The following is a 12,496-nucleotide window of genomic DNA, read 5'->3' as shown; positions in this document are numbered from 1 at the left end:
TCGCCGCGATACCGGTTATAGATCTGAGGTGACCAAAAACCGTGTTCCAATGGCGATTTACGCTACCTCGAACAGCCCCGCTGCCCCCATTCCACCACCGACACACATCGTGACGACAACGTATTTCTCTCCACGGCGTTTGCCCTCGATCAGGGCGTGACCCACAAGCCTTGCACCCGTCATGCCATACGGGTGCCCGATGGAAATCCCGCCACCGTTCACATTCAATCGGTCCGGATCGATTCCAAGGCGATCGCGACAGCAAAGAACCTGGCACGCGAACGCTTCATTCAGTTCCCACAGACCGATATCGCTAACCTTCAATCCATGCCGCTCCAGGAGTTTCGGGACCGCAAAAACCGGGCCAATACCCATTTCCTCGGGCGCACAGCCCGCCACCGCGATGCCGCGGTAGATACCAAGAGGCTGCAATCCGCGCCGCTCGGCCAGGCGGCGATCCATCAGGACCGAGGCCGAGGCACCATCCGAAAGCTGACTTGCGTTTCCTCCGGTGACGACGCCGCGGTCGATGACTGTCCTGAGCTTTGCCAACCCCTCCACCGTTGTGTCGGGACGGTTCCCTTCGTCGCGGTCCAGTAGCACGTCACGGAAACTGATCTCCCCTGTCTCCCTATCCTGGATCGCCATGGAGGTTTGGAAGGGTACAATTTCGGCCGCAAAGCGGCCCTTCTCCTGGGCAAGCGCCGTACGGCGCTGTGATTCCGCCGCGTAAACATCCTGCGACTCTCGGGAAATGCCATACCGCCCCGCGACGAGTTCAGCGGTCTGCAGCATCGGCATATAGGCATGTGGAACCCGCTCAATCAATTCCGTGTCGGCCGCACTCGTCATCCATTCGACAAAACGGTCCTGAACCAACGAGATGCTCTCTTGCCCCCCGGCCACCACCACGTCCATCTCGTCCACAATGATCTGCTTTGCTGCGGTGGCCATCGCCATCAAGCCAGAGGCGCATTGCCGGTCGATGGACTGACCCGCGACGTTGACCGGAAGTCCGCCGGCTAGCGCGCTAAGACGGCCAATGTTCATCCCGGCCGTACCTCCCGGCATCGAGGTACCGATTACTACATCCTCAATCTCTTCCGCGGCGATTCCGGCACGCTGAACCGCATGCGATATGACGTGCCCCATGAGGGTCGGCGACTTTGTGTTGTTCAGCGAACCCTTATAGGCGCGACCGATCCCGGTCCGTGCCGTCGAGACAATGACTGCTTCCCTCATGCTGCCCTCTTGAAGATGTGAATATCGGGGTAGACGTCCCGCGATGACCGCGTCTCCCTCTGACGCATCGCGAAGCTGGGCCACCAATTTCTTCGGTTGGCCACGCATTGCGACCGTGCGGAAGCGGTCTCTATCCCATGTCGTTAGACGTTTTGATTACCAGGTCTCTGTCCAGGGACGCAGGTCGAGCTCAAAGGTCCAGGCGTCGCGTGGTTGCGAATGAAGATACCAGTAGTTCTGCGCGATATGCTCCGGATTCAGGATGCCATCCTGGTCTTTCAATGCATAACGATCCGGAAAATTGGTGCGGATAAAGTCAGTGTCGATCGCGCCGTCCACCACAATATGGGCCACATGGATGTTCTTCGAGCCGAGTTCGCGGGCCATGCTTTGCGCAAGCGCGCGAAGCGCATGCTTGGCACCCGCAAATGCGGCATAGTTTTCCTTGCCTCGCAGACCCGCGGTAGCGCCGGTAAAGAGAATCGTGCCGCGTTGACGCTGTACCATGCGCTTGGCAACTTCCCTTGCGTTCAGAAATCCTGCAAAGCAGGCCATCTCCCAGATCTTGAAGTACTTTCGCGCTGTCTCCTCAAGAATGGAAGAAGGCACATTGGCGCCAATGTTAAAAACGAGAACGTCAATTGGGCCGATCTCGGACTCAATCTTGTCGATGAGTGCGACCACCTCCTCCTCCTTGCGCGCGTCCGTGCCAAACGCGTAGGCGATTCCGCCGGCATCGTGAATGGAGTCAACCAGCGGTTGGAGCTTGTCCGCTGTACGACGCGTCACACAAGCGACCATGCCTTCCGCGGCGAAACGCTTGGCGATTGCACCACCCGTGGAGTCCCCCGCTCCGATCACGAGCGCGACCCTCTGCTCTCTGACATCCATCACCGTCTCCTTTATTAACAAACGTTCGTTTAGTAACAAAAGAGTACTTCACCCCCGTGCGGGAGTCAAGGGCGACTTACCCTAACGCACCTACAACGAAAAAGCTCAGGAGCACGCTGTGCGCGGCACGCGAAGTGGCGAGGATGGTAAGGATGAAATAAGAAAAGCCGCGACTGCACTTGGCTGTATGGCTTCGCGCGCCGGGGCCCGAAGCGGAAGCATCGACAGCACGTGCGGTGCGGCCCGGTTCGGCAGTCGAAGCCGTCGCAATGAAAACGCGGTACCGCGGCATGCACGCACATATCTGCGCGCATCGAGAAGAACTCACAAAGGCGCAGAACTGCGCCCGGAGGAGGTGGGTGCTACATCGGCACCGCTTAGGTCTTGCTGAGGGGTTCGAGCCGTTCAATAGACCGCCCGAGAAAGCGACGGCTGGAAGCAAGAATCTGCTGCCTGGTTCGGTCGGTTTCAACCACCCGGGCCAGCAAAATGGCACCCACGCATTGCGCAATCAACGCCCAAGCCGCATCCGGATCGTCCAAACGCTGCTTCCAACTGCTCTGCAGCTTTTTCGCGCTTTCCTCCACTGAGGCGCGGACTGCTGGCCCAGACCTCGCGATTTCAGGCCCCAAGGTCGGCAGGACGCACCCTGATTCCGGATGCAGCGCATGAGAACTGCTGAGATAGCTTCTGATGCGTTTCACGAAATGATCTTCGGCCGTCTCATCCTCGCCTGCGAGCATTTCAGCGCTGTTGGTCAACTCCCGCTGGATGACCTCCGCGAACAGTTCCGCTTTAGAGCCAAAATGACTATAGAAGGCGCCCCCCGTGAGCCCGATGGCACTCATCAGGGCATCGACGCCCGTTGAATCGAATCCCCCCTTTTTTGCAATCGCTTGACTACTGTTAAGGAGTTTCTCCCGCGTCTCCTGCTTGTGCGTGCTTGAGTAGCGCATTTTCGGCTCACTTCGAATTCAGGACATGGCACGAATTATAGCATGACGATCGTTCAGGAAAAATCTGCCTCGGGTTGATGCTGCGGCGCAACGGACTGCCAATTCCCAAGATACCGGCCTGCGCTCGCCAGGGCTGGGTGCCGCGGATGCCGTCCTGTACATCGGCCGTCGAAGCCCGTCTAAGCGCTGTCTCTTCTCGGTCCGACTGAGTGCCGTCCTCGGGACACGAAGGCGCCCAGCTCGCGTCCCGCTCCTATGCCGTGGGCACCAAACGGCATGCGCAGGTCAAATCACCAACCGCGAATACTTGTTGACATCACTCAGTGTGTAACCTAGCATGTTTGCAAAACGATCGTTAACTAACGAGCCACGCGCCATCTGTTTGCGCCAGTCCCCGGCACGAGAATTCGGTCGGTAGGCCTACCAGTGAGCTGCGCGTTCGTCACGATGCTTCTCACCACACGCAGTCGATTTCATTCGGAAAGCCGTGGGGCAGATGGCAACAGAGCGAAACAACCCTGGGGTCTAACCAGGGTATAACAACTGAGAGACATCAATATGGAAGCCAGACGCTGGCATAGCTCCTATCCGCCCGGGATACCGCTTGAGATTGATGTGGACGCGACAGCGACACTGGGGTCCATGATTGCAGGCGCGGTCGCCTCATTCGCCACGCGTCCCGCGGTAACCTGCCTGGAGGAATCACTTAGTTACGCAGAGCTCGGCATTCTGTCTGAAGCGCTCGCGACTTTTCTGCAGCAGTCGGGATTGAAAAAGGGGGACCGTGTAGCGTTGATGCTGCCAAGTTGCCCCGCTTTCCTGATAGGCTTTGCAGCGGTATTTCAAGCAGGGATGGTGGCGGTTCCAGTCAACCCACTGTATACACCGCGTGAATTGAAGCATCAGCTACAGGATTCTGGCGCCATCTGCATTATCGTCGCCGACCAACTGCAGCCGTCGCTGCAGCAAGTGCTGGAGGAAACCAGCATTGTTCAAGTGCTGACGGCACCGGTTGTTGGAATGAAACCTATTGTCGGTCAACTCGTGGCACTCACAAAAGACGCTGGCGCTGCTCAACAAGCCGGCACGACCGGTGGTCGCACGTGCCAACCTTTAGCCCACGCGATTCTGCAGGGAAGCAGAGGCAGTCTTTCCCCGGTTGCACAGACCGCTCAGGACATCGCCATTCTGCAATACACCGGTGGCACGACGGGTGTTTCCAAGGGGGCAGTCCTCACGCACAAGTCAGTTTGCGCGAGTTTGGCGCAAATTTTGACTTGGGTTGGACCACCGTTAGCAGGCTCGGAGGCATCGATGGTGACACCGCTGCCTCTGTATCATATCTTCCCGCTTGCAACTGCACTACTGGCGCTATCGCTTGGTTGTGAGAATCGCTTGGTTCCCAATCCACGTGAGGCTGGTTCTGTGCTTGCTGAATTGAAGCGGCGGCCGTTTCAGATGCTTGTCGGGGTCAACACCTTGTTCAACAGCTTGGTGAACACACCAGAACTCATTTCCGTAGACTTCAGCGCTACCCGTTTGGTGATTGGTGCCGGGGCGTCAATCCAGGACGCTATTGCAAAGCGATGGCTCGCGGCCGGCGCTCCCCCTGTTACCGAAGCCTATGGTCTTACAGAGACCTCACCGAGCGCCACCTTCAATCCTCCTGGGCGAAGTGGGTCGATCGGTATTCCTGTTCCTTCGACTGACGTTCGCCTAGTAGATGAAAGTGGGCACGACGTCCCACTCGGTGTTGCAGGCGAACTTCTGATCAAGGGACCACAACTCTTCGGCGGCTATTGGAATCAGGAGGGCGAAACACGGAAGGCGTTCCTTGATGATGGCTGGTTCAGGACGGGCGACATCGTGGTCATGGACGAATTGGGATTCATGACAATGGTCGACCGCAAGAAGGACATGATTCTCGTCTCAGGCTTCAACGTTTATCCGAATGAGATCGAGGCCGTCGTCGCTATGATGCCCGATGTCCTCGAGGCCGCCTGTATCGGCGTGCCTGACGACCGTTCTGGCGAGGCCCCGCACCTCTTCATCGTGCCATGCAATATGGCGCTCACCACGGAACAAGTGGAGGCACACTGTCGCTCCCATCTTGCCGCCTACAAAGTGCCACGACACATTACGTTTGTCGATGCCCTGCCCAAATCAACGGTGGGCAAGATCCTGCGTAGAGACTTGCGTTCGCGCTTGGTTGCCGAGCAAAGCAATGCATAGCGCCCCGCTCAGCCCTTCTCGATTTCTCTCCGGCCAGCCATGCGGCTGCCAGCACACCCGGACCTTATGAACTACTATCACGCCCCCCTCCGCGATCTTCAGTTCGTGCTACATGAGCTGCTCGACGTGTCCACCGGCTCCGAAATTGCCGATCCCGATACGATCAACCAGGTAATCGAAGCCGCAGGTCAGTTCGCTACAGAGATTCTGGCGCCCCTGAACGGCATTGGAGACCTCCAAGGCTGTACCATGCCTTCGTCAGGTGTGGTGACAACGCCTGAGGGATTTAAGAACGCGTACAGGCGATTTTCTGAGGCAGGCTGGACCGCACTGGCATGTCAATCGGAGCATGGCGGGCAGGGACTGCCGAACGCGGTCAATGCGGCAGTCATGGAGATATTCGCTGGTGCTAACATGGCCTGGGCGGCTTATCCGGGTATGTCGCAGGCGGCTTACACATGCCTGGCGGCAAATGGCTCGGACGCGCAGAGGGCGCTCTACCTGCCGAAGCTAGCTTCCGGCGAATGGGCGGGAACCATGTGTTTGACCGAGCCGCATTGCGGCACCGACCTCGGACTCTTGCGCACCCGTGCCGTACCGAATGCCGATGGCACCTTCGGCATAACCGGTACGAAGATCTTCATTTCGGGAGGGGAACACGACCTCACGGACAATATCGTCCATTTGGTACTCGCCCGGTTACCGGACTCGCCCGCCGGCGTCAAGGGTATCTCCCTCTTCCTTGTTCCAAAGTTCCTGGTGTCGCCTGAAGGAGATCTGGCCGAACGCAACGCAGTCACTTGTGGCTCCCTGGAGCACAAGATGGGCATCCATGCGAACGCCACCTGCACGATGAACTTCGATGGTGCAACGGGTTATCTGGTGGGCGAGCCAGACAAGGGGCTCGCGGCTATGTTCGTTATGATGAACCACGCGCGGCTCCTTGTCGGGGTCAATGCAATCGGGCTGATGGAGGCGGCGTACCAGAAGGCACTGGCCTATGCGAAGGACCGCACACAAGGAAGGTCCCCAACAGCATCGGCCCGTAACAGCCCGGCGGATCCGATTATCGAGCATGCTGATGTGCGCCGTATGCTGCTGACTCAGAAAGCCTATATCGAAGGAACACGAGCATTCGCGCAGTGGGCATGCCAGCTGGCCGACACCCAGCACTTCGGCGATGACTCCGCGATTCGGCATCAGGCGGCAGAACTCTCTGCCCTGGTTACACCGATCGTTAAAGCATTCAGCAGCGACCTCGCCGTCGAATGTACCAGCCTGGCAATGCAAGTCCTTGGTGGACATGGCTATATCGTGGATAACCAGGTCGAACAGCATCTTCGTGACGCACGTATCATCCCGCTCTACGAAGGTGCCAACGGCATTCAAGCCATGGACTTCCTTGGACGCAAAGTTCTCCTCGACCAGGGCACACGGCTGGAGATGTTCCTTGCACTCGTCACCGAGTTCATCAACGCGAATGCCGATAAACCAGTCCTGCGGGAGTTCACCGCCCCGCTTTTGAGCGCGACCGATGTGTTGCGGAATGCGACGCACGAAGTATCGATGCAAGCCAAGGCGGATCCTCACGCCTTGGGAAGCGTTGCTGCATCATACCTTCGGCTTGCCGGTCATGTCGGTCTAGCATGGATGTGGGCACGTATGGCTGCGATCGGGCTCGTCAACGCCGCCTCTGCCGATCCGATCTATGCATCGAAAGTCGCGACGGCGCGCTTCTATTTCAAGAAGCTGCTACCCGAAATAGAATCTCTGGCAGCGGCGATCGCCGCCGGCTCCGGTCCGATCATGGAGCTTGATTTCGACTAACCCCTCCACTTTCGCGGTATGTATGGCGGCAGCCGCAGCAGAATGCGTTGTCGCCATACAGAGTTTGCTGCATGCCGGCTACCGAAGAAGTTGGGCTCTACAACCAAGCGCAGCATGGGCAAATATGACAATGCCGAGATCCAATTCTGGATATGCACGGCGCATCGGAACGAAAGTGCCCCGGGTTAGCATTGCTGCCAGAGCCGGATTGAGTGTGGAATCTGCCACCGAAAATTTGAACCATACCACCAGGTGCTCATGGCGCTAGGTTCTTCCCGGGAAGTACTAAGACTCCAACCCGAAAGCGCCGTCTCCGATCTGTCAATCCGCGACAACGAACTCACGCACTGAATTTCTCTTCGGCCCAAAGTCCCCACCAAGGATTTCCGCTGCGAAATTTCAAGGCAGTTGCCGTCGAAGTCCCGCACAAAAGAGACATCGCAGAGCCTGACAGGCGCATCCCCCACACGTCCACCGCGCGCCAGGACACCTGCATGCGTCTGGACCACATCGAAGACCTGCACAGTACCGTAGCGATGCCCTGGAGCGCGCAACAGTGGATCGGTAGAAACCGATGGATCCTGATCCAGCAATGCCCTTTTATCGAGCAGATCCTGATCTCGCGCGAAAACTATCACTAGACTCTGCCGCCCGAACTGGGCTCGTTCCCGCCAGCGTGATCCAGTGCATGACGCGACGGAATCCGTGGTAGTCGTCAATCGGGTTATGCCACATGCACCTGTTGTCCCTGAACGCAAATGCACTGCGGCTCCTATGCGAAGCGGCACGTGGATTCCGAGTAGGCGCACGAACGTGGTGGGCATCTTCCCCAACGACGCATCCATCCTGCGCCTCGTTGAGGCCATCGAGCCCGTATAGGCTCAAGATCTCGTTTGTCCGACACCGGCCGCCGGCCACGCCAACATCACAACGGCGATCATGCGGTCCAATTCGCCCCTGCTAGCACCCGCCTGCGGCAAATTCAAGATCGTTTGCATCACGCCGAGAAAATACCAAGCCAGCGCAGCGACATCTGCATCAGTTGGCAGTTCGCCATCTGCAATTGCTTCCCGAAGCAGACCTTCGAGCAGATCGCGCTGCTGACTCATCCCCGAGAGCGCCGCCTTCTGCCCTGCTGCCGGCAGATCGACTAGCTCGGCACAACTTCGTGCGAGCAGGCAACCAGGGGGGCGACGGGACCCCATCGGCAGCAGCCCCCGCAGCAGCGCCTCGAGCCGCGCACGGGCACTGCCGCCCTCGTATGACTTCATCCTCCGTAGCACCCGATCCGTATAAGCTGCAAGTGCTATCTGGAACAGGCCATCTTTGTCCTTAAAACGTTGGTAAAGGCTTGAACGCGATAGTCCGGTCGCTTCCATCAACACGTTGATCGATGTAGCCGCGTATCCGTGACGCCAGAAGGCATCCATGGCTGCATCAATGACGGCACCTTCGTCGTATTGCGGCTTACCGCTCATTCAAATACCCTTTGACAAATTGGACCGATCGTTCCAAGATATGTGGATCGTTTGTTCCATGATACATCTTAGAGGTACTAACCATGATCAACCCCTCCAAGGCTAAGATCAAGAAACCGCGGATCGCCATCGCGGGGGCAACAGGACGCGTTGGCGCTACATTGACGGCGTTGCTCGCCGCCGACCCAATCGACCTGGTCGCGCTAACGCGCCAACCCAGCACAGCGCGACTGCCCGAAGGGGTGATCCCATTCAAGGTCGACTTCAAACGCGCGGACACGCTTGAGGAGACCCTACGCGGCATCGACCGGCTCTTCATCGCGCACGGCACCTCCCTCGAACAGGTCGCCAACGAAATCGCGTTGATCCGATGCAGCAGTTGCATCAGGCGTTCGGCACATCGTCAAACTGTCCGCCATTGGTCCCGCGACCCGACTTCTTCCCATCGCTTGGCACATGCAGATCGAAGCGCATTTGGCGCAGCAGCCGATCGCATCTACCGTCTTGCGCCCTAGCACTTTCAGCCATGTGCTCAAGCGTCTGGGGCCACACATCGCCGCCGGTTCCTGGGCCGGCGCCGCGGGTAACGGGCGTGTGAACTTCATCGATACCCGCGACGTTGCTGAAGTGGCCCGCATTGCATTGCTCGAGGAAATCGAGCCGACGTCGCAACGTGCGTACCACCTGTCTGGTCCACGTGTGTGGACCATGAACCAGGTGGCAGAGGAGTTGGCCCGCCTACTTGGACATCCGGTTACTTACGTCGAACGTTCGCCTGCCGAGCAGAGAGAGGCTCTGCTCGGCGCCGGACTTGCTCCGCTCGTAGCCGATCTTTTGGTTGGACTCGACCAAATGTTCCGCGAGTCTGTGATCGCCGAAACGACCTCGACGGTCGAGGAACTGACCGGAAAGGCCCCACGTTCGTTAACGGAATGGTTGACCGACAACCTAGACGTATTTCGAGCGTGAGCTCTCCATCGGTTAGTGTCCCAGGAAGTGGGGTAAGTCTTGTGCCACTCGCTGCGCGGCAAAGCGCGTAGGGCGTAGCCCGAAGCGGCTTGCCGCGCAGCGGCCATTTCGTTCTGGGTCGCCATCGTGAAGTCTGGATTAGTTTGATGTGCGATCCACCGAACTTTGTCCTTGAAGGAAATCACGATGACCAACGCCACTACGGCACCCCGGGGCCGCTTAACGCATTAGCGCGTCGCTGCCCTGCGAAAATCGGACGGCGTGACGCCGGTCGCCTTCTTAAATGCGGTGCTGAAGTGCTGAGCGTGGCTGAAGCCGCAATCCAGGGCGACTTCAGTTGCGGTGCGACGAGGATCCAAGAGGAACTCTTTGGCCCGCTCGAGACGCAAACCGTACACAAAGCGCAATGGCGTCTGCCCGGCACTTTCTCGAAAAGCCCGCATGAAATGTCGGGGACTGACACCGGCAACTTGCGCCAAGCCCTTGATTGTGAACGGTCGCGACAAGTCGGCCTCGATGTAGTCGATAACGCGCCGCAAGCTGCTAGGTGGGAGGCCACCGCACGGCCGAATGGCGGCTCGCTGGCTGCCGTCGATCCGCGCCAGGAGGGCGAGTGCTTGCATTGCCCAGCCTTCGGCGAACAACCCGTAAAGGCTGTCTGCATTGCGCGCCTCACGGCATAGGACCGAAAGGCCACGTTGGAGATCTTCGTTGCCAAAGGCAATCAACGGCCGATTGAAGTGGCAGCCGGCTTCGGAGGCAATGGCCGGGTCAAGGAAGACCACCGTGTAGTCGAAGCACGGTGCTACGTCGAACTCGCCTTCGACCGAAATCGAGGCCGGGAACAGCGCAAGGTTTGTTCCTTGTGTTATTCCCGAGTGGATGCGGCGGCCGTCGAGTTGCAGATGCAACTCTTTGAGGCCGTTACGAAACCAGAACAGCGCGAGCCGCGGTTGACGAAAACGCCAAGAGATGGGCCCGGTCGCCCGACGCGCAAGGACTTCAACATGGGTGGTGCGCGAGTCAACAATGGTGCCGGATATGAGATCGCCCCCAACCTCGCGGTATTCAGCTTGTGAGTCAAGGTGACCATGCATTTCTTACCTCCACTTCGTCCTTACGTCCAGCCTCATTGTGCGCGCAGCCGATTGACCTCGCAAGCGAATCTGTCGCTGGTGAATACCCCTTATGGGGAGGGTCGCTGACGCATGGACGTCAACCGCGTTCGCTTTGCCCCCACGCATCGTGCACCTTGGCTCGACTCGTGCTGGTCTGAAGCAATAGCGATGCGATGAGCCAAGACAACGGGCCCGCGAGGGGCCCGGCATCAAGCACAGTGGATCGGCGATTTAGGTCTAGCCGATGGCGTCGCCACATCTCGGTGAAAGGCACTGCTGGCCGATTGCAGCGTCGGCCACACCGGCGCGCCTGATCTCGGCGCTCACCCCCATGGACCTCGCAACGCGATTTGCTTGGCAAAAAACGCCGCCCCTGTTCATTCTCTCAGAACTTGACGTTCCCAATGCCCTTCAATTGCAAGATTTCCCGGGCTTCGTTTGGGCTGGCGATTTCGAGTCCAAGCCCCTCGATAATCTGGCGCGCCTGCCGCACCTGTGCGGCATTGCTCTCGGCCAGCGTGCCCCGTCCAAGCCACAGGCTGTCTTCCAATCCGACGCGCACATTGCCGCCCATACTGGCAGACATTCCTGCAAGGCGAAGCTGATCTTTGCCTGCCCCCAGCACCGACCAGTGATAGTCATTGCCGAACAACCGGTCGGCCGTCCGCTTCATGTGCAACACGTCGTCAGGATGCGTGCCGATACCTCCCAGGATGCCGAACACGGTCTGAACAAAGAACGGCGCCTTGACCAGACCGCGCTCGACGAAGTGCGCCAAATTGTAGAGGTGGCTCACGTCGTAGCACTCGAATTCGAAGCGCGTGTCATTGGCGGCACATTGCGCTAGGGCGTATTCAATATCCTTAAAGGTGTTTCGGAAAATCAGGTCACGACTGGCTTCGAGCGCTTCGCGCTCCCAGGCATGCTTAAATTCCTTGAAACGCGCCAGCATTGGGAACAGCGCGAAGTTCATAGAGCCCATATTGAGTGAAGCCAACTCGGGCGCAAAGCGCATTGACGGCTGAATGCGCTCCTCGATCGTCATGTAGGGCGAGCCGCCACTTGTGATATTTAACACTGCATCGGTGCGTGCCTTGATTTGCGGCAAGAATCGGCCAAATGCATCGGGGCTCTGGTCCGGCTTGCCCGTGACAGGATCGCGTGCATGAAGGTGAATGATCGCGGCGCCCGCTTCGGCCGCGCCGACCGAGGCTTCAGTGATTTCTTCCGGTGTGACCGGTAGATACCGTGACATTGAGGGCGTATGAATCGCACCGGTGACAGCACATGTGATGATGACTTTGCTCATAATATGAATCAGGAAGTCCGCATCAGGCGGCTTGCATCCGCTGTTGCCAGCTTAGGGCGGGTTGACTTCATTGACTTATCTTCTCCTATCTTCGGTACGAGGTTCGAGATGCGGCGGGGCCGATACCTCGCCCCGGGTAGTCCGAGTATGGCGCTCGCTGGCTGAATCTAATGGCACGGCGCAAGCGCTCTTCGAGCCTCATGGCTGGCGAACCGCCGGGCGTTAGGTTCACGACTCAGTTGGAGCGCGCCCGGACCGCTGCGGGATCGGCTCGAATCGCTCGGTAGTGCGGTCCGGCTGGCAGGTTCTGGGTCGCCGGCATGCAGATGCACGATGGCCGCACCTCACACGCGAGGGGCTTCGGGCAGACGTTCACCGCCGCGCACGACGTATTTGGCGGGATACAGTGTGACGAGAACCTCGACTTCGTCTTCCGTTGCCCCGGTGCACGCGCTCCAGATCGAGCTCACTTTT

The 12,496-nt window shown here is 58.6% G+C and carries 11 protein-coding genes; 5 read left to right on the top strand and 6 right to left on the bottom strand.

The annotated features are described in order from the left end of the window. Positions 1–57 precede the first annotated feature (57 nt). The 3 genes from ACYP5B_RS08125 to ACYP5B_RS08115 form a co-directional block, all read right to left on the bottom strand. Complete coding sequence (locus ACYP5B_RS08125) at positions 58–1,242, bottom strand: acetyl-CoA C-acyltransferase (protein WP_459569236.1); 1,185 nt, start codon at positions 1,240–1,242, stop codon at positions 58–60. 156 nt (positions 1,243–1,398) lie between these two features. Further along, positions 1,399–2,133, bottom strand: a complete 735-nt coding sequence (locus tag ACYP5B_RS08120; RefSeq protein WP_267602028.1) for an SDR family oxidoreductase — start codon at positions 2,131–2,133, stop codon at positions 1,399–1,401. A gap of 377 nt (positions 2,134–2,510) precedes the next feature. Continuing rightward, complete coding sequence (locus ACYP5B_RS08115) at positions 2,511–3,089, bottom strand: TetR/AcrR family transcriptional regulator (protein ID WP_459569235.1); 579 nt, start codon at positions 3,087–3,089, stop codon at positions 2,511–2,513. Positions 3,090–3,647: 558 nt separating this feature from the next. Here ACYP5B_RS08115 and ACYP5B_RS08110 point away from each other — a divergent pair. The 3 genes from ACYP5B_RS08110 (at position 3,648) to ACYP5B_RS08100 (ending at position 7,789) form a co-directional block, all read left to right on the top strand. After that, a complete protein-coding gene (locus tag ACYP5B_RS08110; RefSeq protein WP_459569234.1) occupies positions 3,648–5,321 on the top strand; it encodes an AMP-binding protein in 1,674 nt (557 codons plus the stop codon). 66 nt (positions 5,322–5,387) lie between these two features. Then, positions 5,388–7,148 (top strand): acyl-CoA dehydrogenase C-terminal domain-containing protein, encoded by a 1,761-nt coding sequence (locus ACYP5B_RS08105; protein WP_459569233.1) that lies wholly within the window; start codon positions 5,388–5,390, stop codon positions 7,146–7,148. A gap of 494 nt (positions 7,149–7,642) precedes the next feature. Continuing rightward, entirely contained in the window at positions 7,643–7,789 is a 147-nt protein-coding gene (locus tag ACYP5B_RS08100) for a hypothetical protein (protein ID WP_459569232.1), read from the top strand. Positions 7,790–8,029: 240 nt separating this feature from the next. On the opposite strand, the gene ACYP5B_RS08095 is transcribed toward ACYP5B_RS08100, so the two are convergent. Next, on the bottom strand, positions 8,030–8,626 hold the full coding sequence (locus ACYP5B_RS08095) for a TetR/AcrR family transcriptional regulator (protein ID WP_459569231.1): 597 nt from the start codon (positions 8,624–8,626) through the stop codon (positions 8,030–8,032). A gap of 83 nt (positions 8,627–8,709) precedes the next feature. On the opposite strand from ACYP5B_RS08095, the gene ACYP5B_RS08090 reads away from it, so the two are divergent. Beyond that, complete coding sequence (locus tag ACYP5B_RS08090; RefSeq protein WP_459569230.1) at positions 8,710–9,141, top strand: NAD(P)H-binding protein; 432 nt, start codon at positions 8,710–8,712, stop codon at positions 9,139–9,141. Then, on the top strand, positions 9,083–9,595 hold the full coding sequence (locus ACYP5B_RS08085; protein WP_459569229.1) for a Rossmann-fold NAD(P)-binding domain-containing protein: 513 nt from the start codon (positions 9,083–9,085) through the stop codon (positions 9,593–9,595). Before ACYP5B_RS08090 ends, ACYP5B_RS08085 begins: the two co-directional genes overlap by 59 nt. Before the next feature lie 227 nt (positions 9,596–9,822). Here the strand turns inward: ACYP5B_RS08085 and ACYP5B_RS08080 are convergent, their stop codons facing one another. Both ACYP5B_RS08080 and ACYP5B_RS08075 read right to left on the bottom strand, forming a co-directional pair. Beyond that, entirely contained in the window at positions 9,823–10,692 is an 870-nt protein-coding gene (locus tag ACYP5B_RS08080; RefSeq protein WP_459569228.1) for an AraC family transcriptional regulator, read from the bottom strand. 406 nt (positions 10,693–11,098) lie between these two features. Further along, positions 11,099–12,022, bottom strand: a complete 924-nt coding sequence (locus ACYP5B_RS08075; protein WP_045243166.1) for a beta-keto acid cleavage family enzyme — start codon at positions 12,020–12,022, stop codon at positions 11,099–11,101. Positions 12,023–12,496: the final 474 nt, after the last annotated feature.

It is taken from the genome of Cupriavidus sp. 8B (assembly GCF_054589115.1).
The sequence above is the reverse complement of the archived record's forward strand: the minus strand, read 5'-3'. Positions and strand labels throughout refer to the sequence as shown.